The following is a 22088-nucleotide window of genomic DNA, read 5'->3' on the forward strand; positions in this document are numbered from 1 at the left end:
GGACTTTCCGTGTCTGTCGTGACAAAAATGTTTTTGATTTTGTTGCCAACCTAGAGCTTCAGCGCATGAAACGCATCCAGAAACTGCCCGACCACCTGGTTAACCAGATCGCTGCCGGCGAGGTAGTCGAGCGCCCGGCATCGGCACTGAAAGAAATGCTGGAAAACAGCCTGGACGCCGGCGCCAGCAAAATCACCGTGGACCTGGCCCAGGGCGGCATCAAGTTGATTCGCGTTACCGACAACGGCAGCGGCATGGCTGCCGAAGACCTGCCGCTGGCACTGGACCGCCACGCCACCAGCAAGATCAGCAGCCTGGACGACCTGGAAAGCGTCTCTACCCTGGGTTTTCGCGGTGAAGGGCTGGCCAGCGTGGCCTCGGTGTCGCGCCTGACGCTCACCAGCTGCCCGCACGACGCCGAGCACGCACACCAGATTATTGCCATCGACGGCACCCTGCACCCGGTAGAGCCCGCCGCGCACCCCGCCGGCACCAGCGTGGAGGTGGTGGATCTGTACTTCAACACCCCGGCGCGGCGCAAATTCCTGAAAAGCGATAACACCGAATACGCCCACTGCGCCGCCACCTTCGAACGCATCGCCCTGGCGCACCCGCAGGTGGAATTCACCCTGCGCCATAACGGCAAGGTCGTGTGGCGCCTGCCACAGCAAACGGTAGCCGAACGTGTCGGCGCGCTGCTGGGCAAAGACTTTGTCGAGGCGGCGTTACCGCTGGACACACAGGCTGCCGGCTTGGGGCTGACCGGTTTTGTGGCCAGCCCTACCTATTCCAAAGCCAGCCGCGACGCGCAGTATTTCTTTGTCAACGGCCGCTTTGTGCGCGACAAAACCGCGCAGCACGCGCTGCGTCAGGCTTACCGTGACGTGCTGCACCACGAGCGCCACCCCGCCTACGCGCTGTTTTTCACGCTGGACCCGGCCGGGGTAGATGTGAATGTGCACCCCACCAAGATCGAGGTACGCTTTCGCGAGAGCCAGGCCATTCACCAGTTTTTGTTCCACAGCGTGCACCGCGCCCTGGCCAGCACCACCGCTGGCGCCAGCCCGGCGGTACAGCTGCACGATCAGCCGGCAGGCGAGCCTGGCGCCACCACCCTCCCCGCGGCTGGCCTCGCACCCATAGGCCAGCAAGCCAGCCTGCTGCCACCGCGCCCTGCGGCCAACGTTGGCCGCACGCCGCTACCGCAAACCTACCGCTACGAGCAGCAGAGCATCCCGCTGCACGTGGCGCGCGAAGCCATCGGCGTGTACGACAAGCAGTTTGCCGGCCTGCGCGACGAAGAGCGGCAGGCGCCCGCCTCGTTCATGCCTGCCCTTAATGCGGCCACCCCGCCCCAGGTACTGCCCGCCGCCAGCGACGGCATTCCGCCACTGGGCTTTGCCCTGGCGCAGCTGCACGGCGTGTACATCCTGAGCCAATGCGAGGACGGCCTGATTGTGGTGGACATGCACGCCGCCCACGAGCGCATCGTGTACGAACGCCTGAAAACCGCGCTGGAGGCCGACGCCATCCCCATGCAGCCCTTGCTGCTGCCGGTATCATTCGCCGCCGACCGCTTCGAGGTAGCCACGGTAGAGGAACACGCCGAAGACATGCAACGCCTGGGCGTGGAGCTAGCCGTGCTCTCGCCCACCCAGATCGCCGTACGCGGCATGCCGGTGTGGCTCAAAGAAGGTAATGCGGTAGAACTGGCCCGCGCCGTACTGAAAGACGTGCGCGAACACGGCCTCACCCAGGTCATGACCGAGCGCCGCAACGAGCTGCTGGCTACCATGGCCTGCCACGGCGCAGTACGCGCTAACCGTCAGCTGACCCTGCCGGAGATGAACGCCCTGCTGCGTGACATGGAGGCCACAGAACGCTCCGGCCAGTGCAACCACGGCCGCCCCACCTGGAGCAGGCTGGGCATGCGCGATCTGGATGCGCTGTTCATGCGCGGACAATAAGCCTGCAATAAAAAAGCCTGGCATGTGCCAGGCTTTTTTGCACCACTACACTATCAAGGCGTTGGCACACACACCGTACCCGGCGGGCAAACCGCCGCCTCGGGCGCACTGCTACCGGCGTTGGCCACCGCCTTCACCCCCGCAGCAGTCACATCCACTGCCGTGCCCACCACCGTCGCCCCTACCGATACCGCAGTCGAGGCGACAGACACGGCCGCACCAGCCACCGATACCACGGCACAACCACACAGCACCCCGCCTGCGGCCAACAAGGCCGCCATCTGAAGTAAACGCATGACATCTCCCCCTTATCCAGCCATGCAGTATAAATGACAGCAGGCCAGCGGCAGGCACGGTACCGCCCGGGCGGGGGAAGAAACCCACGCTATCGACAGCAAAAGGGCCGCAGGCACCACAGACAGACGCACAAAAAACAAACCCCCAGCCTAGGCCGGGGGTTTGTTATCAACAGGTGCGCTCCCGAAGGAGCACCACCGTAAAGAAGCCAAATTATTTCAGTTTGGTTTCTTTGTACAGAACATGCTTGCGGGCAACGGGATCAAACTTTTTGATCTCCATTTTTTCCGGCATGGTGCGCTTGTTCTTGGTGGTGGTGTAGAAATGACCAGTACCTGCAGTCGATTCCAGTTTGATCTTGTCGCGCATGGCTAATCCTTAAGCTTCGGTCGAGTTAATTACAGTTCGCCGCGAGCACGCAGGTCGGCCAGAACTGCATCAATGCCTACCTTATCAATAGTACGCAGAGCAGCGTTGGAGATACGCAGACGTACCCAACGGTTTTCGCTCTCTACCCAGAACTTGCGATACTGCAGGTTCGGCAGAAAACGACGCTTAGTTTTGTTATTGGCGTGGGACACATTGTTCCCGGTCATCGGACGCTTGCCGGTGACTTTGCAAACACGCGCCATGGTTAATCACTCCCAAAAGCCGGTAAAAGAAAGACTTATACCATATTAAGAGGCCCGGATACAAGCACCCACCACGGCAATTGCATGCTGCAGCGGTGAGCTGTTGCCAGAACCCCAACCCAAAGTGAGGCGGATGATACCGCATTGCGACGGGTAACGCAGCAAAAAACTGCAAGCAAACTGCGCCACCGCCGCGGCAACATGGCAGACAAAAAGGCAAGACAAGCAAAGACTTACCCCGATCACCCGCATCCCCACGCTGCCATACCGCGATACGGACACGCTTGCACGCACTTGGCTGGCACTACGGTGCAGGCATTCTATACTGCCGCCAAGCCTGGCCGGCACCCTTACTCATGCGCCATGCATGGAACACCGGCACGACAGTTGAATAGATTGCGATGAAGCCGCCCTGCCCCATTCAAAAAAAGGCGGCTTTCGGTTAAAATCCCGGATTCTCATAGAGCCGTAATCCCATGACCAAGTACATCTTCGTTACCGGTGGCGTGGTGTCCTCCTTAGGCAAGGGCATCGCCGCCGCGTCCATCGCCGCCATTCTTGAGTCCCGCGGGCTCAAAGTCACCATGCTGAAGCTGGATCCGTACATCAACGTTGATCCGGGCACCATGAGCCCCTTCCAGCACGGTGAGGTTTTCGTCACCGAAGACGGCGCCGAGACCGACCTCGACCTTGGCCATTACGAGCGCTTCATCCACGCCAAGATGAAGAAAAGCAATAACTTCACCACTGGCCAGATTTACGAGTCCGTGATCACCAAGGAGCGCCGTGGCGACTACCTGGGTGGTACCGTGCAGGTTATCCCGCACATCACCGACGAGATCAAACTGAAAGTGCGTGAAGGCGCGGGTGATGTTGACGTGGCCATCGTGGAAATCGGCGGCACCGTTGGCGACATCGAATCGCTGCCCTTCCTGGAAGCCATCCGCCAGATGCGCTCCAACTTGGGCCGCAAGAACACCCTGTTCGTGCACCTGTCCTACGTGCCTTACATTGCCACCGCTGGCGAGATCAAGACCAAGCCGACCCAGCACTCGGTAAAAGAAATGCGCGAGATCGGCATTCAGCCGGACATCCTGCTGTGCCGTATGGACCGCGAGCTGCCGGAAGACGAAAAGCGCAAGATCGCCCTGTTCTGCAACGTAGAAGAAAACGCCGTGATCGGCTGCTACGACGCAGACTCCATCTACAAAGTGCCCGCCATGCTGCACGGCCAGGGCATCGACACCATCATCGCCGAACAGCTGCAACTTGACCTGCCAGCGGCTGACCTGAGCGTGTGGAACGGCATCATCGACGCCATCGAAAACCCGGACCACACCGTGAACATCGCCATGGTGGGCAAGTACGTTGACCTGACCGAATCGTACAAATCGCTGTCCGAGGCGCTGAAGCACGCTGGCGTGCACACCCGCACCAACGTCAACATCATCTATGTCGATTCCGAAGAGATCGAGCGTGACGGCGCAGAATCGCTGAAAGACATGGACGCCATCCTGGTACCGGGCGGCTTCGGCAAGCGCGGCGTGGAAGGCAAGATCAAGGCGGTAAAGTTTGCCCGCGAAAACAATATCCCTTACCTGGGTATCTGTCTGGGCATGCAGATCGCGCTGATCGAATACGCCCGTGACGTAGCCGGCATGCAGGGCGCCAACTCTACCGAGTTCGACCTGGAAACCGACTACCCGGTGGTGGCACTGATCGACGAATGGGTCAACCATGACGGCAAGATCGAAAAACGCGATGAAAACTCCAATATGGGCGGCACCATGCGCCTGGGTAGCCAGCAATGTGACCTGACCGCAGGTTCGCTGGCCGCACGCGTTTACGGCAACACCGAGATCACCGAGCGTCACCGCCACCGCTACGAAGTGAACAACCACTACGTACAGCGCCTGTCGGAAGCCGGCCTGACCATCAGCGGTGTCTCCGCCGGTCACGAGAAACTGGTAGAAACCATCGAGCTGGCCAACCACCGCTGGTTCTTTGCCTGCCAGTTCCACCCGGAATTTACCTCTACCCCGCGTGATGGCCACCCGCTGTTCATTGCCTATGTGAAGGCAGCGCTGGCACATCAGCAGGACAAAGCCAAGGCTTGATAAGCGTTTTGCCTTATTCCGCCTGTTAACGGTTGGCCGCAGCTCATGCAGACCCCTGCAGGACTTGCGGCCAACCTTGCCTTGAAAGGACACACCATGAAACTCGCCGGTTTTGAAGCAGGCCTGGACCAGCCACTGTTCCTGATTGCTGGCCCCTGCGTAATCGAAAGCGAACAGCTGGCCCTGGATACGGCTGGCCAGCTGAAGGAAATCACCAGCGCGCTGGGCATCAACTTCATCTACAAATCCAGCTTTGACAAGGCCAACCGCTCCTCTGGCAAGTCCTTTCGCGGCTTTGGCATGGAAGAAGGCCTGCGCATTCTGGACAATGTGCGTAGCCAGATCGGCGTACCCATCCTGACCGACGTGCACACCGAAGAACAGGTACCGCACGTCGCCGCCGTGGTGGACGTGCTGCAAACGCCTGCCTTTCTGGCGCGCCAGACCGACTTCATCCGTGCTGTGGCCGTCTGCGGCAAGCCGGTGAACATCAAAAAAGGCCAGTTCATGGCACCCGGCGACATGAAACACGTGATCGACAAAGCGCGCGAAGCCGCGCTGGAAGCCGGCCTGAACGCCGACAACTTCATGGCGTGCGAACGTGGTGCGTCGTTCGGCTACAACAATCTGGTATCCGACATGCGCAGCCTGGCCATCATGCGCGAAACCGGCTGCCCGGTGGTGTTTGATGCCACTCACTCCGTGCAGCTGCCCGGTGGCCAGGGCACCAGCTCCGGCGGCCAGCGCGAATTTGTCCCGGTGCTGGCGCGCGCCGCCATTGCTACCGGTGTTGCCGGCCTGTTCATGGAAACCCACCCGGACCCGGCCTGCGCCAAGTCCGACGGCCCCAATGCCTGGCCACTGGGCCGCATGAAAGAACTGCTGGCCACGCTGCAAGCGATTGACGCCCTGGTAAAGGGCCAGCCCTTCGCAGAACAATCGCTGTAACAGGTTGACTCCACGGCCAACCTGCCCCAAGGTTGGCCGCACCGTATCCGGTTTGACTAACCTTGACACCCTGAAGGAAACACTCATGAGTGCGATCATCGACGTGATTGCCCGCGAAATCCTGGACTCGCGCGGTAACCCCACTGTTGAAGCTGATGTATTGCTGGAATCCGGCGTGATGGGCCGTGCTGCCGTACCGTCCGGCGCCTCCACCGGCGAGAAAGAAGCGCTGGAACTGCGTGACGGCGACAAAGGCCGCTACCTGGGCAAAGGCGTGCTCAAAGCGGTAGAAAACATCAATACCGAAATCTGCGAAGCCATCATCGGTCTGGACGCCTCTGACCAAGCCTTCATCGACAAGACCCTGATCGAGCTGGACGGCACCGAAACCAAAGCACGCCTGGGCGCCAACGCCATGCTGGCCGTTTCCATGGCCGTGGCCCGTGCTGCAGCCGAAGACGCTGGCCTGCCGCTGTACCGCTACCTGGGTGGCGCCGGCCCGATGGCCCTGCCGGTACCGATGATGAACGTGATCAACGGTGGCGCGCACGCCAACAACACCCTGGATATCCAGGAATTCATGATTGTGCCGGTAGGTGCCGCAACCTTCCGCGAAGCCCTGCGCTGTGGCGCCGAAATCTTCCACGCGCTGAAAAAGCTGTGCGATAGCAAAGGCTACGCCACTACCGTAGGCGACGAAGGCGGCTTTGCCCCTAACCTGACCAGCCACGAAGAAGCCATCAAGCTGATTCTGGAAGCCATCGACGCCGCTGGCTACGTAGCCGGCCAAGATGTGATGCTGGCCCTGGACTGCGCCTCCAGCGAATTCTACAAAGACGGCAAGTACCACCTGACCGCCGAAGGCCTGGCACTGAGCTCCGAGCAGTTTGCCGACTACCTGGAAACCCTGGCCAACAACTACCCGATCATTTCCATCGAAGATGGCATGAGCGAGCACGACTGGGCCGGCTGGAAAGTGCTGACCGACCGTCTGGGCGACCGCATCCAGCTGGTAGGTGACGACCTGTTCGTGACCAACCCGTCCATTCTGGCCAAAGGCATCGAAGGCGGCCTGGCCAACTCGCTGCTGGTGAAAGTAAACCAGATCGGTACCCTGTCCGAAACACTGAAAGCGGTTGATCTGGCCAAGCGTTCCCGCTATACCAGCGTAATGAGCCACCGCTCCGGCGAAACCGAAGACAGCACCATCGCTGACCTGGCTGTGGCCACCAACTGCATGCAGATCAAGACCGGTTCGCTGTCGCGCTCCGACCGCATGGCCAAGTACAATCAGCTGCTGCGTATCGAAGAAGAGCTGGGTGATGCCGCCTACTACCCGGGTAGCAACGCCTTTTACCACCTGAAGAAATAATCATGCGCCGCCTGACCCTGATGCTGATCATCTTGCTCTCTGCCTTGCAATGGCCATTATGGCTGGGCAAGGGCAGCTGGCTCAGGGTCTGGCAGCTTGATAAACAGGTAGAAGAGCAGCGTGCGGCCAACCTGGTACTGGTACGCCGCAACGCTGCGCTTGATGCAGAAGTTCGTGATCTAAAGCAAGGAACCGCTGCAATTGAAGAGCGTGCACGCAATGAGCTTGGCATGATCCGTAAAGGTGAGGTATTTTTCCAGCTTCTTGATACGGCCAACGCACCACCTGCGCAGCAATAGCGTATATTGAGGCGCCTCAGGCCACTACCGATAACGATATAAATGGCAGGCTATAAAGGCTACAGGGTCTGGTCTATGACGACACACAATCCCATCGATACCGCACGGGAAACCCTCAAACAGCTCACCATGCGCAAGCTGTTGCCCACCCCGGACAACTTCGAGCGCGTCTACTGCGAAATCGCCCAGGTACCGCAAGAAACCCGCAAAAACAAGCTGGCCGAGCTGATACTGCGCGCCTTTGAGAACCTGCCATCCGGCGATTCCAGCTACAAAATCGCCCTCACCAAACTGCGTAAAGCCACCGAAGATGAAAAGTGGGAGCTTATCCCGCAGCTCGTCATGGATTTATCCACGCTGCACCAGCGCAGCCGTGAAGTCACCCAGAGCTGGGGCCAGCTGGTGCTGGACCTGATCCGCGCATGGGAAACCCGCACGCCCGAAATGGGCCAGCGCTATAAGCAATCCGCGCTGGAACGCGTTATTGCCACCTTTGGCAACGCCCCTGACGAGCTGAATGAAAAGCTGGTCAATCTCACCAAAACCTGGCTACAACCCGGCAGCAACAACAGCATCGGCATCGAAGTAGCAGGCCTGGACAGCGAAACCGATACCCCGGCAGCCCCCACCACGCCAGCTGCAGGCGGCAATATCGTGGTCAGCAGCAACCAGTGGCGCGCCTGGATGGAAGTGCTGCAATACGCGCTGAAATTCGGCATAGAACCCCGCCTGGTGCACTACCCGGAAATGATGCCGCTGTTCGATGAAGTGCAGCAGGCCCTGCTGCATATCAATGCCGATGATGAAATCAGCAGCTTCTTCCCGCGCTTGCGCGCCTTCCTGATCCGCCTGGAGCTGATCTCGCAAGACGACAAACGCCTGGTATCCGGCCTGTCCGGCCTGATGCAGCTGATGCTGCAGAACGTGGCCGAGCTGAACCGCTCCGACAGCTACCTGGTCGGCCAGATCGCCAGCCTGCAGCAAATCCTGTCGCAGCCCAATATTTCCATCCAGCACATTTACCAGCTGGAATCCAGCCTGAAAGAAGTCATCCACAAACAGGGCAACCTGCGCCATTCGCTGGACGAAGCCACCAGCTCGCTGCGCGCCCTGCTGGATACCTTCCTGGACAAGCTGTCGCTGATGACCGACCACACCGGTGATTTCCACCAGCGCATCAGCAACCATAGCGACCGCATCAAGAACTCGCAAAACGCCAGCGAGCTCACCGGCATCCTGCAAGACCTGCTGTCCGACACCGCCAGCATGCAAGACAACCTGAAGCAGTCGCACAGCGAGCTACTGGCAGCCAAGCAGGATGTGCAGTCGGCACAAAGCCGCATCGGCGAGCTGGAAAAAGCACTGGAAGCCGCCAGCGCCAAGGTGAAAGAAGACCAGCTCACCGGTGCGTTCAACCGCCGAGGCCTGGAAGAGCACTTCGACCGCGAAATCCACCGCGCCGAACGCAGCGGCCAACCCATGTCGGTTGCACTGATCGACGTGGACAACTTCAAGCAGCTAAACGACCGCTACGGCCACCTGACCGGTGACGATGTACTGAAATACCTGGTAGACATGATGCATCACTGCCTGCGTACCTCGGACATCGTAGGCCGTTTTGGCGGTGAAGAGTTCGTGGTCATCCTGCCGGATACCCCGGTAAACGAAGCCGTAGAGCTGGTACAACGCCTGCAACGCGAGCTGACCAAGAACTTCTTCCTGGCCAACCAGGACAAACTGGTGGTGACCTTTAGCGCGGGCGTGGCACTGTGGCACCGCGGTGAACGGGATTGCGACGTGATCGAGCGCGCCGACCGCGCCATGTACCAGGCCAAGCTGGCAGGCAAAAACCGCACGCTTTCGGCCGAAAACTGAACCTGCCCCGTCCAAGCAAAACGGCGCCGCGGCGCCGTTTTGTTTTATCTGCGGCCAACCTTTGGCCACACACGCGGCTAGCGGGCTAGTCGCCACCCTTTTTCATGGCCAGGCCGGCTTCGGCACGCTGGCGGCGCACCGCTTTAGGGTCTGCCTGTAGCGGGCGGTAGATCTCCACCCGGTCCCCCTCGCGCAGCACGGTATCCGGCTTGATCGCCTTGCTGAAAATGCCCAGCTTGAGGTTGGCCATATCGATATCCGCAAACTCACCGGCCAGGCCCGAAGCCTGTACCGCCTGCAGCGCATTGCTACCGGCAGGCAGCGTCAGGCGCACGATCTTTTGCCGTTCCGGCCGCGCGTACGCAACCTCTACCGCAATGCGCTCAGTCATCGCCGTACACCCGGTCGGCTTCCTTGATGAACGCATCCACCAGCGTGCCGGAGATATGACCGAACACCGGGCCGATAATGGTTTCCAGCAATTTGCTGGAAAACTCGTAACTCAGGCGAAACTCCACCTTGCAGCCCACCTCGCCCAGCGGGTGAAAGTGCCAGCGCCCTTCCAGAAACTTGAACGGGCCATCCACCAGCTGCATCAGGATGGTAGACGGCGGCTGGTTCACGTTGCGCGTAGTGAAATGCTGCTTCACCCGCAGGTAATCGATATGCAGGCTAGCCACCAGCGTATCGCCCTCGCGCGAGTGTTCCTCGCCCTTGGCACACCACGGCAAAAAGCGCGGATACTGGCTGACTTCGTCTACCAGACGGAACATCTGCTCTGGCGTGTGTGCCACCAGCACGTTTTTTTCGACGACTTGCATGGTTCAACCGGCAAAAGAAAGGTGGAAGGTTACACAATGCCCACCCCTGCGGGCAAGCTGCCGGGACAAGCCCCTGAATTTTCGGCACTTTGGCGAAAGCACCGAATCTGCTAGAATGTGCGATTTCCTGCAAACCCCTTTATCTGGCAGCCATGAGCATTATCGACAACCGCAAGGCCTTCCACGACTACTTTATCGAGGAACAACTCGAAGCCGGTCTGGTACTGGAAGGCTGGGAGGTCAAAGCGATTCGCGCCGGGCGCGTACAGCTGAAAGAAAGCTACGTCATTTACCGTAACGGCGCTTTCTACCTGTTTGGCTGCCACATCACCCCGCTGCAATCCGCCTCTACCCACATCAAACCCGACCCGGTGCGCGACCGTAAACTGCTGCTCAAGCAAGAGCAGATCAGCCGCCTGATCGGCAAGGTAGAACGCGCCGGCTACACCATGGTGGCGCTGAACCTGCACTTCAGCAAAGGCAATATCAAGGCCGACATCGGCCTGGCCAAAGGCAAGAAGCAGCACGACAAGCGCGAAACCGAAAAAGAGCGCGAATGGCAGCGCGAAAAACAGCGCCTGATCCGCAACAAAGGCTAACCATGAAATCCAGTGCCTTCCAGCCGCTTATCCTCATCGTACTGGGCCTGCTGTGGTTCCTGAAAAGCAGCGCCCTGCTGCCCGACACCACCACCCTGCTGGCCCTGCTGCTGGCCGCTAGCGGCATTGTGCTGCTGGTGGTAGATGGCCTGACCAAATCCACCGTCGTTACCGCCCCCATGCTGATGTACGCCGGCGTAGCGGTTTATCTGTTTGACGAAGACAAACTGCGCCTGAGCCACATGCTGTCGCTGGGCATGATCCTGCTGGGCTTGTTGATGCTCATCGCCCGCAGCGAGCGCATCCCCGAAAGACGCCAGCGCCGTGTCGCCGGTAACGACTAAAGTAAACGTATTCCAAGCATTACTGGCTACCTGCCAGTTTTTTACCTTCAAGGACAGTCATGGACAAAATCCTCATCCTCGATTTCGGCTCCCAGGTCACCCAGCTGATCGCGCGCCGTGTACGTGAAGCGCATGTTTACTGCGAGCTGCACCCGTTCGACATGCCCATAGACGAGATCCGTGCCTTCGCCCCGAAAGCCATCATTCTGTCCGGTGGCCCCAACTCGGTGTACGAGTCCGACTACCAGGCTGACCCGGCCGTGTTTGAGCTGGGCGTACCGGTACTGGGCATCTGCTACGGCATGCAGTTCATGGCCCAAACCCTGGGCGGCAAGGTAGAAGCCGGCGACAAGCGCGAATTCGGCTACGCCCAGATCCAGGCCCGCCACCACTCCAAGCTGCTGGAAGGCCTGCAAGACCACGTAGACGACGCCGGCAACGGCTTCCTGGACGTGTGGATGAGCCACGGCGACAAAGTCACCGCGCTGCCAGCCGGCTTTAACGTGATTGCCGAAACCCCGTCCTGCCCGATCGCCGCCATGGCCGACGAAGCACGCGGTTTCTACGCCGTACAGTTCCACCCCGAAGTCACCCACACCAAGCGCGGCACCGAAATGCTGCACCGCTTCGTACTGCATGTTGCCAACGCCAAGCCTAGCTGGACCATGCCGAACTACATCGAAGAAGCGGTACAGAAGATCCGCGACCAGGTGGGCAACGAAGAAGTCATCCTCGGCCTGTCCGGCGGCGTAGACTCGTCCGTCGCAGCAGCCCTGATCCACCGCGCCATCGGCGACCAGCTCACCTGCGTCTTTGTCGACCACGGCCTGCTGCGCCTGAACGAAGGCAAGATGGTGATGGAAATGTTCGCGCAGAACCTGGGCGTGAAAGTCATCCACGTCGACGCCACCGAACAGTTCATGAGCAAGCTGGCCGGCGAAGCCGACCCGGAGAAAAAACGCAAAATCATCGGCGGTGAATTCGTCGACGTATTCCAGCGCGAATCCGGCAAGCTCACCAACGCCAAATGGCTGGCACAAGGCACCATCTACCCGGACGTAATCGAATCCGCCGGCGCCAAAACCGGCAAGGCCCACGCCATCAAGAGCCACCACAACGTGGGCGGCCTGCCGGACGACATGAACCTGAAGCTGCTGGAGCCGCTGCGCGACCTGTTCAAGGACGAAGTACGCCAGCTGGGCGTGGCCCTGGGCCTGCCGCACGACATGGTGTACCGCCACCCCTTCCCGGGCCCGGGCCTGGGCGTGCGCATTCTGGGCGAAGTGAAAATGGAATACGCCGACCTGCTGCGCCGTGCCGACGCCATCTTCATCGAAGAGCTGCGTAACACCATCGACGAAAAAACCGGCAAAAACTGGTACGAACTCACCAGCCAGGCATTTGCCGTGTTCCTGCCGGTCAAATCGGTAGGCGTGATGGGTGACGGCCGCACCTACGACTACGTATGCGCCCTGCGTGCCGTGGTTACCAGCGACTTCATGACCGCACACTGGGCCGAGCTGCCGTACAGCCTGCTGGGCCGCGTGTCCAACCGCATCATCAACGAAGTACGCGGCCTGAACCGCGTGGTTTACGATGTATCGGGCAAACCGCCGGCAACCATCGAGTGGGAATAAGCCCTTGCGGCCAACCTTGACGTTGGCCGCAGCCCCAGCCCAACTCACCCAGCCCGCCCCATGGCGGGCTTTGTCTTGCCCTGACACACATTAACCCATGCATACACTAGAGCAGCTACGCAGCGGCGCGCTGGCCGGCATTACCCGCCTGAGCCTGCACGCCGGGCTGGACACCTTCCCGCCCGAGATCTACAGCCTGGCCGATAGCCTGGAGATACTGGATTTATCCGGTAACCAGCTCAGTACCCTGCCAGACGATTTGCCACGGCTGCACAAGCTGCGGGTGATCTTTTGCTCGGATAACCCGTTTACCACGCTGCCCGCGGTACTGGGGCGCTGCCCATCGCTGACCATGATCGGCTTCAAAGCCTGCCGCATCAGCCACGTGCCCGCGGCGGCGCTGCCGCCGCAGCTGCGCTGGCTGGTGCTGACTGATAACCGTATCGAGGTGCTGCCCGACGCGCTGGGCCAGTGCACGCAGCTGGAAAAACTGATGCTGGCAGGCAACCGCCTGCGCAGCCTGCCCGCCAGCCTGGCGCAGTGCCGGCAGCTGGCGCTGCTGCGCATTGCGGCCAACCAGCTCACGGCCTTGCCAGATTGGCTGGCCACCCTGCCACAGCTGGCCTGGCTGGCCTACGCGGGCAACCCGTTTTGCCAGACGCTGGAGCAGCAAGCTGCGCAGAGTGCCAGCCTGCCCGCTGTACCGTGGGCCAGGCTACGCGTGGGCCCGCTGCTAGGCGAAGGGGCATCCGGCCATATTTACCAGGCCAGCGTGCTGGATGAACACGGCCACGCAGCAGCCGGCAGCGTGGCGCTCAAGCTGTTCAAAGGCGGCATCACCAGCGACGGCCTGCCGCAATGCGAAATGGCAGCAGCACTGCACGCCGGCCAGCATGCGGGGCTGATTCCGCTACTGGGGCAGCTCAGCGGCCACCCGCAAGCCAGCCAGGGCCTGGTAATGGCACAGATGCCAGATGGTTTTGGCAACCTGGCGCAGCCGCCCAGCCTGGCCAGCTGCACGCGCGATGTGTACCCGCCCGAGCGCCGCTTTGCCTTGCCAGTGGTGTTGCGTATCGCCAGCACCGTGGCGGGCGTGATGCAGCAGCTGCATCAGCGGGGGATGCTGCATGGTGACCTGTACGGCCATAATGTGCTGTACCGGCCTGATGGCGAAACGCTGCTCAGCGACTTTGGTGCCGCCTCGTTCTACGACCCCGGCCAGGAAAGCGCATCGGCACTACAGCAGATCGATGTGCGGGCTTTTGGCTATCTGCTACAGGAGCTGCTGGCGCACTGTCACGCAGACGATGCCGCGCGGCCAACCCTGGCAGTACTGGCAGCGCTGCAGGCGGCCTGCCTGTCAGCCGAGCCGGCATGGCGCCCACTGTTTACCGACATTGCCCACAAGCTGGCGGGGTTGAGCACGATGCCATCATCCGCGCGGTAAGCCTGCGCCAGATCAAGCACGCCTTGCCAGTTATGTCGATAAGCTATAGCGTTACGGCTACATCGCGCACACCATTCGCATACAGGAGCTGTCTTGCCTGATCCACACCCCCACCATAGTCCGGCCACGCGGAGTATTACCAGACAGCTGCAGCTCGCCATTCTGGCGCTCGTGCTGCCTGTACTGCTGACCGTGGGTCTGGCCATGTGGGGCTACCAGCAGGTGATACAGCAGCTGGCCAAGCCGCCCGATGCCCAGCAGTGGGCCACCTTGCAACAACAGCTCACGCAAGGCAGCGCCATACTGTGGCTGCTGGTATTGCTGAGCATGCTGCTGATCGTGGTGGTGGCGTACTACTATGTGGAACGTATTCTGGGCAGCCGGCTGCGCCGCCTGGCGCGTGCCATGCAGCAGATGCAGCAAGGTGAGCCTGGCCTGGCACTGGAAGACTCGCAGCCCGACGAGCTGGGCCGCATGGCGCAATCACTGGATGCGTTTCGTGATGTGATGTTGCAGCTGAACGAAAAAACCGACGCCCTGCATATTGCCAAGGAAGCCTCCGAAGCCGCCACGCGGGCCAAAAGCGATTTTCTGGCCAATATGAGCCACGAAATCCGCACGCCGCTTACCGCCGTCCTGGGCTATACCCACCTGACACTGGACAGCCAGCTGCTGCCCGAGCAGCGTGAAAACCTGCAAAAAGTGGATGCTGCCGCCAAAACCCTGCTGGGTGTGATCAACGATATCCTGGACTTTTCCAAGATAGAAGCCGGCAAGCTGGTACTGGAAAACGTCAACTTTTCCCTGGCGGACGTTATCCGTAACCTGCAAGACATCATCCAGATGCAGGCCGCGCAGAAAAACCTGATGCTCACACTGGATGTCAGCAACACGATTCCACCCTGGCTGCGCGGCGACCCGCTACGGCTAGGCCAGGTGCTGCTGAACCTCAGCAACAATGCCCTGAAATTTACCGAGCACGGCCAGGTACGCATTGCCATCCATGGCCAACCCGGCCCAGGGCCGGACTATACGCTGCACTGCGCAGTCAGCGACACCGGCATAGGCATGACGCCAAAGCAGGTCGACAAGCTGTTCCAGTCGTTCAGCCAGGCGGATACCTCTACCACGCGGCGCTTTGGCGGCTCCGGCCTGGGCCTGGTGATCTGCCGCCAGCTGGTACAGCTGATGCACGGCGATATCCGCGTCACCAGCGTGCCGGGCGAGGGCTCGACGTTCCGTTTCAGCATCCGCCTGCAGCCAGGCGAGCCCCCCGCCAACCCGGATCGCCCGCAACACTCCCCCAGCCTGGCCCACGACCAGGCGCTGGCTGGGCTATACCTATTACTGGCAGAAGATAACGAGCTATTGCAGGAGTTCGAGTGCCACCTGCTACGCTCCCTGGGTGCCCGGGTAGAAACGGTCAGCGATGGCAAACAGGCTATTGCCACCGCCTTGCACCCGAACAAGCGCTTTGATGCCATTCTGATGGATATCCAGATGCCGCAAGTAGACGGCCTGCTGGCTACCCGGCATATCCGCCAGCAGTACAGCGCCAGCAAGCTGCCCATCATTGCCATGACAGCGCATGCCATGGAAAGCGAACGGCAACGCTCACTGGATGCCGGCATGAATGACCACCTGAGCAAACCCATCAACCCGGAAGCGCTGGTGGCTACCCTGCTACGCTGGGTACAGCCCAGAGCCACCGTAAAAGGCCACGCCATGCCCGTAATGGAAACCCCGCCACCTCTGCCCGAACTGCCAGGCTTTGACCTTCAAGCGGCGCAGCAGCAGCTCGGTGGCAAGACCAGCCTGCTGTACAAGCTGCTGCTACGGATGCGGCAAGACTACGCCCAGGCAGCCCTACAGATTCAGGCCGCGCTGGACGCACAACAGCCGCAAGAAGCCATGCGCCTGGCCCATTCGCTGAAGGGCGTGGCCGCCACCCTGCATATTGCCCAGCTGCAAAAGGCAGCCGCCTCCATAGAAATAGCCTTGGCCAATGGTGACAGCGAAGGCGCCAGCATCCTGATGCCTGCGCTATTGCGCGCCATGGAGGAAACCAACACCAGCCTGGCCTTGCTACCCGAGGACCAGCCCGCCCCGGCGGCCACCCCGCCAACTGCCGGCAGCCTGCCGCTGGCGGCACTGCAAACACTGGACCAGCTACTGCGCGAGCGCAATATCCGCGCCAAACGCGTTTACAACGAGATTGCCAGCCAGCTGGCCGCGCACGATGCTGCGGCCAACCAGCGCCTGGGCGATGCGCTACAACAGCTGGACTTCATCAGCGCACGCCACCAGATGCTGTACTGGCTACAGCAAGCCGGTGCCACGGCCGATAGCCCCAGCCACTAATCACCGCCATACCAGACAAAACCCCCTGCTGCCAGGCAACAGGGGGTTGTTTTTTGGGGGGCTGCCCTAGCGCATGGCTCAGGCGTCTTCGGTGTCCAGCCAGCCTTCGCGGTTACCCACCGTGTACACCTTGTCAGCGGCATCGATGTCGCCGGCACCCAGCAATGGCGCAGCTTCCACCTGCGGGTAGATCGGGGTGAAATCTGGCGCAGTGGCGTCGAACAGCTGCTGGAAGCTGTCGATGACAAAATAGGTTTTCTGGAAAGTATCGATGCGGTAGCGGGTACGCATGATGCGCTGCAGGTCAAAGCCCACGCGGTTGGGGCTGGCGCTGTCCAGGCTGTAGACCGATTCGGACTTGCTGGACACGATACCGGCACCGTAGATACGCATGCCCTGCGGCGTATTGATCAGGCCAAACTCCACCGTGTACCAGTACAGGCGCGCCAGCAGCGGCAGGTAGCCCAGACCCTTGGCCTTCATGCCCCCACGGCCGTAGGCCTGCAGGTAGTCGGCAAACACCGGGTTGGCCAGCAGCGGCACGTGGCCGAACAGGTCGTGGAACACGTCCGGCTCTTGCAGGTAGTCCAGCTGGTGCGGCTCTCGGAGCCACCAGGTCACCGGGAAGCGGCGGTTGGCCAGATGCTCGAAGAACACATCGTCGGGAATCAGCCCCGGCACCGCCACGATCTGCCAGCCGGTGGCCGCAGCCAGTTTTTCGTTGAGGCGGTTAAAGTCCGGTACACGGTCGGCATCGATGGTGAGCAGCGCAAGGCCTTGCAGGAATTCATCACACACACGCCCCGGCAGCAGCGCGCACTGGCGCTGGTACAGTGTGGCCCAAGTGCGGTGGTCGTCGTCGCTGTAGCGGTCCAGAGGCTGCGGCAGCGTGAAGTCGGCACCGTGGCTCAGGCCGGCGTTCTTGCGCACGGTTATATCCGGTACGGTAAAGGTGTTCATCTCCATGATTTTTCTCTTGTGTGTGCGGCAGGTGCCAGTAGCACAAGTGTAGAAGCTGCAGCGTGCGCGTTGGCCGCATCATTTGCTTGCACGGCACTTTTTTCGCATACTTACCGCACCAAATCAGCGGAAATGCACAAAATGCGCAAACTGGAGTTTGATCGCTTTGATTTCCAGATTCTGGAGGCGCTGCAGCGCGACGCGCGCGCCACCCACCAGAAGCTGGCGCAAGAGGTAGCACTGTCGGCATCGCAAATCGGCCGCCGCATTCAGCGGCTGGAAGAAGCCGGGGTGATTCAGGGCTACCACATCAGCCTGCGCCCCGACCTGCTGAACCTGTCGGTCACCGCCTTTGCCAGTGTCAGCCTGGAGCGCCATGGCGAGGCGTCGATACGCGAATTTGCCGCCGCCATCGCCAATCTGCCGGAAATCCTGGAGTGCTACGCGGTAGCCGGCGAGGCAGACTACTGGCTACGCATCGTCGTGGCGGACCTGCCCTCGCTATCGCGTTTCGTGATGAACAAGCTGATGACGCTGCCGCTGGTACGCAGCGTGAAATCTACCGTGGCGCTGGAGCCGATCAAGCACAGCCAGCGCCTGCCACTCGCGCAGGCCATGGGCAACTAGGCCGCGCTGCGGCCAACCTTAACTGCGGCGCAGCGCCCGCAGCGAAATCAGTATCAGGGCGGCCGCAATCATCAGCATGCCGCACGCCTCGGCCAGCGATGGCTGCTCGCCCAGCAGCAGCCACGCCATGCCCACCGCCACGGCTGGAATGGCCAGAATGCTGATACTGGCCATGCCGGCACTCAGGCGCGACAGCAAGACCATCCACACCAGCCAGCCCAAGCCACCGGCCAGGACACCGGAAAACAGCAACACGCCCAGTAGCGGCCAACCCCACACCAGCTCGCGGGTGGGGAAAAAAGGCAGCAGTACCAACAATGGCACCGTACCCCACACCATCTGCCAGAACGTCAGCGACAGCGTATCTACCTGGTGCTGCGCCCGCAGGCGCTTGGCGATAATGGCCGAGCTGGCCCACACCAGGCCACCGGTAATAGCCAGCAGGTCAGACTGCCAGGTTCCGCCCAGGTCCCACGGCTCCAGAATGGCCAGCAAGCCGGCAAAGGCCAGCGCCACGCCCAGCCACTGGCTGAGCGCCAGCTTTTCGTGCAGGAAAATGCGTGCCAGCAGCAGTGTCCAGAACGGCATGGTGTAACACAGCACCGACACCTTGCCCGCTCCACCCGCCACCAGCGCCAGGTTGGTAAACACCACAAAACCCGCGGTCTGCGTGAGGCCCAGCCAGAAGGTTGGCCGCATGGGGGTAGGCTGAAAGCCACGACCGGAGAGACGCATCACCAGCCCCAGGGTGGCGATGGCAAACAGGGTACGCAGCAGGCCCAGCTGAAAGGCGGTAGCGTAGGACAGACCCAGCTTGGTCACCACCCAGTTGGTACCCCAGGCAAACCACAGGCCCAGCAGCATCAACACACTGACCAGTGGGGAAGCAGAAACAGGCATAGAACAATGGCCACAAAATAAGCCGGTGCAGGCACCGGCTCGGGATAGATGACAAACCCTGCTGGCAACGCACACAGGGCTTGTTGTGTCAACAGCGAGGCGGCGCGTGCCGCAAGGCATGACGGGTAGCGCGGTTTTACCCGGCCAGGTGCCCGTTAAACCGGCACCGGGTCAGCCGCCCCAAGCCGATGCTTGCACCGGCTTGGGGCAAAACAGCAGTATACCCGCTTATGCCGACAGGTTCTTCGATACGATTTCGTAAACATCCTTGGATAGGCCATCTTTGGCCAGGATGCGCTGCAGCTCGCGGGTCATTAGCGCCTGGCGTTGTGGCTCCAGCTTCTGACGACGGTTGAACAGCGATACGATGCGGCTGGCCACCTGCGGGTTGATAGCATCCAGTGCCAGCACCTGATCGGCCAGGAAAGCGTAGCCAGAGCCGTCTGCCGCGTGGAAATGCTGCATATTGCGGCCAAAGCTGCCCAGCAGCGCACGCGCCTTGTTCGGGTTTTTCAGGGTAAACGCCGGGTGCTGCATGGCAGCTTTCACGTGCTCCAGCACGCCGGGCAGCTGGCTGCTGGCCACCAGGCTGAAGAACTTGTCCATCACCAGCGCATCGCCCTGCCAGCGGCTGGCAAACGACAGGTAGCAGTTTTCACGCTCGGCCACGTCGCGGTCGCGCAGGGCCAGCATGGCGCCCATCTGGTCGGTCATATTGTCTGCTTCCAGGCACTGCTTCTCGGCAGCTTCCAGCGGCCAAGCGTCGTGCAGGCGGGTCAGCATGGCCAGCGCCAGGTTTTTCAGGCTGCGGCGGCCACCATCAGCAGGCTGGTAGCGCTGGGTCTGGTTCAGATCGTAGGCTTCGTGCCATTCGCCACGCAGCGCCTGCGCCAGGCCATTGAGCACAAACTCGCGCACAGTATGGATATGCGCAGGGTTGGCCGCATCGACCATTTCCAGGATGTCGGCTTCGGATGGCAGGCTCAGCATCAGTGCCTTGAAAGCCGGGTCGGCGGCGTGGTCCTTCAGCACCGCACGCAGCGCCGCCACAAAGCCAGCCGGCAGCTGTAACGCACGGCCGGCGGCATGGTCGGCCAGCAGGGCTTTGAGCAGGCGCTCGGCGTAGGCCTGGCCGGCTTCCCAACGGGCGAAGGCATCGCTGTCATTGGCCATCAGGAACGACAGCTCGTCGTCACGCCAGTCGAACTGCAGGCGTACCGGTGCAGAGAAGCCGCGCAACAGCGACGGCACAGGCAGCTCGGGCACGTTCACAAAAGTAAAGCTTTGCTCGGCAGCGCGGACATCCAGCACGCGGGTACCGGCGCCGGGCTCAAGCTCGTCGGCCAACTGCAGCGGCAGGTCCTGGCCGTCGCGGCCCAGCAGGCCCACGGCCAGCGGGATATGGTACGGCTGCTTGCCGCTTTGGCCCGGGGTGTCGGGGCAGCTTTGCTTCACGTGCAGGGTGTAGCTTTTGGCGACCGCATCGTACTCGCCGCGCACGTGCAGCAGCGGGGTGCCCGCCTGGCTATACCACAGGGCAAACTGGGTGAAGTCGGCACCGTTGGCGTCGGCCATAGCGGCGCGGAAGTCGTCGCAGGTGACGGCCTGGCCATCGTGGCGCTGGAAGTACAGCTTCATGCCCTTCTGGAAGCCTTCCTCACCCAGCAGGGTGTGGTACATACGGACGACTTCGGACCCCTTTTCGTACACCGTCATGGTGTAGAAGTTGTTCATCTCGATATAGCTGTCGGGGCGGATGGCGTGCGCAGTGGGGCCGGCGTCTTCGGGGAACTGCAGCTGGCGCAGTTTTTTCACGTCTTCGATGCGCTTCACCGGGCGGCTATGCAAATCCGAGCTGAACTCCTGGTCGCGGAATACCGTGAGGCCTTCTTTCAGGCTGAGCTGGAACCAGTCGCGGCAGGTGACGCGGTTGCCGGTCCAGTTGTGGAAGTACTCGTGGCCGATGATGGCTTCCACGCGCTCGAAGTCGGCGTCGGTGGCGGTGTCCTGGCGCGCCAGCACGGCCGAGGTGTTAAAGATGTTGAGGCCCTTGTTTTCCATGGCGCCCATATTGAAGTCGCCCACGGCCACGATCATGTAGATGTCCAGATCGTATTCCAGGCCAAAGCGGGTTTCATCCCACTGCATGGAGCGCTTTACCGCGCCCATGGCAAAGTCCACCTTGTCCTGGTCTGCCGGTACGGTCCAGATTTCCAGTGCTACCTTGCGGCCGCTGGCGGTGGTGTAGCTGTCTTTTAGTGCCACCAGCTTGCCGGCCACCAGGGCAAACAGGTAGGCCGGTTTGCGGTAGGGGTCGACCCATTTTACCCAGTGGCGCTTTTTGTCGGCCTGGCCTTCACCTACCTTGTTGCCGTTGGACAGCAGTACCGGGTACTTCTGTTTGTCGGCAATGATGGTGGTGCTGAACTTGGCCATCACGTCTGGCCGGTCCGGGTAGTAGGTAATCTTGCGGAAGCCTTCCGGCTCGCACTGGGTGTACAGGTTGCCGCTGGAGCCGTACAGGCCGTTGAGGCTGGTGTTGGCTACCGGGTCGATTTCGGTTTCGATATCCAGAATGAAGCTGTCCGGCACATCGGGAATCGCCAGGCCTTCGGCGTGCTGATGGTAGGCACCCGGCTGCAGCTGGTCACCATCCAGCACCACCGACAGCAGCGTGGCGCTACCGTCCAGCTGCAACACGTTGGCCGCAGTGGATGCCGGGTTGCGGTGTATCACCATGCGGGCGCGTACACGGGTCTGGGTGTCTTCCAGGACATCGAACGTCAGGTCTACCTTGTCCACCAGATAGGCGGGCGGCAGGTAGTCCTGGCGGTATTTGATCTGTGGCTGTTGTTGGCTCATGAACGGGCATCCTCAGTAAGCTT

The 22088-nt window shown here is 61.1% G+C and carries 20 protein-coding genes; 12 read left to right on the forward strand and 8 right to left on the reverse strand.

Annotation, left to right across the window (positions count from 1 at the left end):
- The first annotated feature begins 65 nt into the window (after positions 1-65).
- On the forward strand, positions 66-1967 hold the full coding sequence (gene mutL, locus ACZ9XP_RS02015) for a DNA mismatch repair endonuclease MutL (protein ID WP_465187895.1): 1902 nt from the start codon (positions 66-68) through the stop codon (positions 1965-1967).
- Positions 1968-2020: 53 nt separating this feature from the next.
- On the opposite strand, the gene ACZ9XP_RS02020 is transcribed toward mutL, so the two are convergent.
- From ACZ9XP_RS02020 to rpmB, 3 genes are all read right to left on the reverse strand, one after another.
- Positions 2021-2263 (reverse strand): hypothetical protein, encoded by a 243-nt coding sequence (locus ACZ9XP_RS02020; protein ID WP_465187897.1) that lies wholly within the window; start codon positions 2261-2263, stop codon positions 2021-2023.
- Positions 2264-2477: 214 nt separating this feature from the next.
- Positions 2478-2633 (reverse strand): 50S ribosomal protein L33, encoded by a 156-nt coding sequence (gene rpmG / locus ACZ9XP_RS02025; RefSeq protein ID WP_017506994.1) that lies wholly within the window; start codon positions 2631-2633, stop codon positions 2478-2480.
- 29 nt (positions 2634-2662) lie between these two features.
- Positions 2663-2896 (reverse strand): 50S ribosomal protein L28, encoded by a 234-nt coding sequence (gene rpmB / locus ACZ9XP_RS02030; protein WP_026107616.1) that lies wholly within the window; start codon positions 2894-2896, stop codon positions 2663-2665.
- Positions 2897-3372: 476 nt separating this feature from the next.
- Here rpmB and ACZ9XP_RS02035 point away from each other — a divergent pair, with 476 nt between their 5' ends.
- The 5 genes from ACZ9XP_RS02035 (at position 3373) to ACZ9XP_RS02055 (ending at position 9507) form a co-directional block, all read left to right on the forward strand.
- A complete protein-coding gene (locus tag ACZ9XP_RS02035; RefSeq protein ID WP_147684310.1) occupies positions 3373-5013 on the forward strand; it encodes a CTP synthase in 1641 nt (546 codons plus the stop codon).
- A 96-nt stretch (positions 5014-5109) separates the two neighbouring features.
- Positions 5110-5961, forward strand: a complete 852-nt coding sequence (gene kdsA / locus ACZ9XP_RS02040) for a 3-deoxy-8-phosphooctulonate synthase (protein ID WP_017506991.1) — start codon at positions 5110-5112, stop codon at positions 5959-5961.
- An 85-nt stretch (positions 5962-6046) separates the two neighbouring features.
- Positions 6047-7333, forward strand: coding sequence for a phosphopyruvate hydratase (eno, locus tag ACZ9XP_RS02045; RefSeq protein WP_017506990.1), 1287 nt, complete (start codon positions 6047-6049; stop codon positions 7331-7333).
- A gap of 2 nt (positions 7334-7335) precedes the next feature.
- Positions 7336-7632 (forward strand): cell division protein FtsB, encoded by a 297-nt coding sequence (ftsB, locus tag ACZ9XP_RS02050; RefSeq protein ID WP_017506989.1) that lies wholly within the window; start codon positions 7336-7338, stop codon positions 7630-7632.
- Between the two features lie 75 nt (positions 7633-7707).
- Positions 7708-9507, forward strand: coding sequence for a GGDEF domain-containing protein (locus ACZ9XP_RS02055; protein WP_465187898.1), 1800 nt, complete (start codon positions 7708-7710; stop codon positions 9505-9507).
- An 85-nt stretch (positions 9508-9592) separates the two neighbouring features.
- On the opposite strand, the gene ACZ9XP_RS02060 is transcribed toward ACZ9XP_RS02055, so the two are convergent.
- Together ACZ9XP_RS02060 and ACZ9XP_RS02065 are read right to left on the reverse strand one after the other, a co-directional pair.
- A complete protein-coding gene (locus ACZ9XP_RS02060) occupies positions 9593-9898 on the reverse strand; it encodes an RnfH family protein (RefSeq protein WP_147684315.1) in 306 nt (101 codons plus the stop codon).
- Complete coding sequence (locus ACZ9XP_RS02065; protein WP_147684317.1) at positions 9891-10328, reverse strand: type II toxin-antitoxin system RatA family toxin; 438 nt, start codon at positions 10326-10328, stop codon at positions 9891-9893. The genes ACZ9XP_RS02060 and ACZ9XP_RS02065 overlap by 8 nt, the downstream gene beginning before the upstream one ends.
- Before the next feature lie 152 nt (positions 10329-10480).
- Between ACZ9XP_RS02065 and smpB the strand changes: the two genes are divergently transcribed.
- The 5 genes from smpB to ACZ9XP_RS02090 all read left to right on the forward strand — a co-directional run bounded on the left by smpB (position 10481) and on the right by ACZ9XP_RS02090 (position 16716).
- Positions 10481-10927: an SsrA-binding protein SmpB gene (smpB, locus tag ACZ9XP_RS02070; RefSeq protein ID WP_017506985.1), complete on the forward strand. Its 447-nt coding sequence runs from the start codon at positions 10481-10483 to the stop codon at positions 10925-10927.
- Positions 10928-10929: 2 nt separating this feature from the next.
- Positions 10930-11271: a hypothetical protein gene (locus ACZ9XP_RS02075; protein WP_147684319.1), complete on the forward strand. Its 342-nt coding sequence runs from the start codon at positions 10930-10932 to the stop codon at positions 11269-11271.
- 59 nt (positions 11272-11330) lie between these two features.
- Complete coding sequence (gene guaA, locus ACZ9XP_RS02080) at positions 11331-12908, forward strand: glutamine-hydrolyzing GMP synthase (protein WP_147684321.1); 1578 nt, start codon at positions 11331-11333, stop codon at positions 12906-12908.
- 97 nt (positions 12909-13005) lie between these two features.
- Positions 13006-14355 (forward strand): leucine-rich repeat-containing protein kinase family protein, encoded by a 1350-nt coding sequence (locus ACZ9XP_RS02085; RefSeq protein ID WP_147684354.1) that lies wholly within the window; start codon positions 13006-13008, stop codon positions 14353-14355.
- 93 nt (positions 14356-14448) lie between these two features.
- Positions 14449-16716, forward strand: a complete 2268-nt coding sequence (locus tag ACZ9XP_RS02090) for an ATP-binding protein (protein WP_147684355.1) — start codon at positions 14449-14451, stop codon at positions 16714-16716.
- A 78-nt stretch (positions 16717-16794) separates the two neighbouring features.
- Here ACZ9XP_RS02090 and phhA read toward each other — a convergent pair whose 3' ends face one another.
- On the reverse strand, positions 16795-17682 hold the full coding sequence (gene phhA, locus ACZ9XP_RS02095; RefSeq protein WP_206211223.1) for a phenylalanine 4-monooxygenase: 888 nt from the start codon (positions 17680-17682) through the stop codon (positions 16795-16797).
- Between the two features lie 135 nt (positions 17683-17817).
- On the opposite strand from phhA, the gene ACZ9XP_RS02100 reads away from it, so the two are divergent.
- Positions 17818-18303, forward strand: a complete 486-nt coding sequence (locus tag ACZ9XP_RS02100) for an Lrp/AsnC family transcriptional regulator (RefSeq protein ID WP_240803401.1) — start codon at positions 17818-17820, stop codon at positions 18301-18303.
- Between the two features lie 18 nt (positions 18304-18321).
- On the opposite strand, the gene ACZ9XP_RS02105 is transcribed toward ACZ9XP_RS02100, so the two are convergent.
- Together ACZ9XP_RS02105 and pepN are read right to left on the reverse strand one after the other, a co-directional pair.
- Positions 18322-19203: a DMT family transporter gene (locus tag ACZ9XP_RS02105; protein ID WP_465187899.1), complete on the reverse strand. Its 882-nt coding sequence runs from the start codon at positions 19201-19203 to the stop codon at positions 18322-18324.
- A gap of 228 nt (positions 19204-19431) precedes the next feature.
- Positions 19432-22065, reverse strand: a complete 2634-nt coding sequence (gene pepN, locus ACZ9XP_RS02110; RefSeq protein ID WP_465187900.1) for an aminopeptidase N — start codon at positions 22063-22065, stop codon at positions 19432-19434.
- Between the last annotated feature and the right edge of the window lie 23 nt (positions 22066-22088).

The organism is Vogesella perlucida (assembly GCF_979366545.1).

Coding starts and splice junctions, on each gene's coding strand:
- mutL (WP_465187895.1), top strand. CDS start 66: ATGAAACGCATCCAGAAACTGCCCGACCACCTGGTTAACCAGATCGCT.
- ACZ9XP_RS02020 (WP_465187897.1), bottom strand. CDS start 2,263: ATGCGTTTACTTCAGATGGCGGCCTTGTTGGCCGCAGGCGGGGTGCTG.
- rpmG (WP_017506994.1), bottom strand. CDS start 2,633: ATGCGCGACAAGATCAAACTGGAATCGACTGCAGGTACTGGTCATTTC.
- rpmB (WP_026107616.1), bottom strand. CDS start 2,896: ATGGCGCGTGTTTGCAAAGTCACCGGCAAGCGTCCGATGACCGGGAAC.
- ACZ9XP_RS02035 (WP_147684310.1), top strand. CDS start 3,373: ATGACCAAGTACATCTTCGTTACCGGTGGCGTGGTGTCCTCCTTAGGC.
- kdsA (WP_017506991.1), top strand. CDS start 5,110: ATGAAACTCGCCGGTTTTGAAGCAGGCCTGGACCAGCCACTGTTCCTG.
- eno (WP_017506990.1), top strand. CDS start 6,047: ATGAGTGCGATCATCGACGTGATTGCCCGCGAAATCCTGGACTCGCGC.
- ftsB (WP_017506989.1), top strand. CDS start 7,336: ATGCGCCGCCTGACCCTGATGCTGATCATCTTGCTCTCTGCCTTGCAA.
- ACZ9XP_RS02055 (WP_465187898.1), top strand. CDS start 7,708: ATGACGACACACAATCCCATCGATACCGCACGGGAAACCCTCAAACAG.
- ACZ9XP_RS02060 (WP_147684315.1), bottom strand. CDS start 9,898: ATGACTGAGCGCATTGCGGTAGAGGTTGCGTACGCGCGGCCGGAACGG.
- ACZ9XP_RS02065 (WP_147684317.1), bottom strand. CDS start 10,328: ATGCAAGTCGTCGAAAAAAACGTGCTGGTGGCACACACGCCAGAGCAG.
- smpB (WP_017506985.1), top strand. CDS start 10,481: ATGAGCATTATCGACAACCGCAAGGCCTTCCACGACTACTTTATCGAG.
- ACZ9XP_RS02075 (WP_147684319.1), top strand. CDS start 10,930: ATGAAATCCAGTGCCTTCCAGCCGCTTATCCTCATCGTACTGGGCCTG.
- guaA (WP_147684321.1), top strand. CDS start 11,331: ATGGACAAAATCCTCATCCTCGATTTCGGCTCCCAGGTCACCCAGCTG.
- ACZ9XP_RS02085 (WP_147684354.1), top strand. CDS start 13,006: ATGCATACACTAGAGCAGCTACGCAGCGGCGCGCTGGCCGGCATTACC.
- phhA (WP_206211223.1), bottom strand. CDS start 17,682: ATGGAGATGAACACCTTTACCGTACCGGATATAACCGTGCGCAAGAAC.
- ACZ9XP_RS02100 (WP_240803401.1), top strand. CDS start 17,818: ATGCGCAAACTGGAGTTTGATCGCTTTGATTTCCAGATTCTGGAGGCG.
- ACZ9XP_RS02105 (WP_465187899.1), bottom strand. CDS start 19,203: ATGCCTGTTTCTGCTTCCCCACTGGTCAGTGTGTTGATGCTGCTGGGC.
- pepN (WP_465187900.1), bottom strand. CDS start 22,065: ATGAGCCAACAACAGCCACAGATCAAATACCGCCAGGACTACCTGCCG.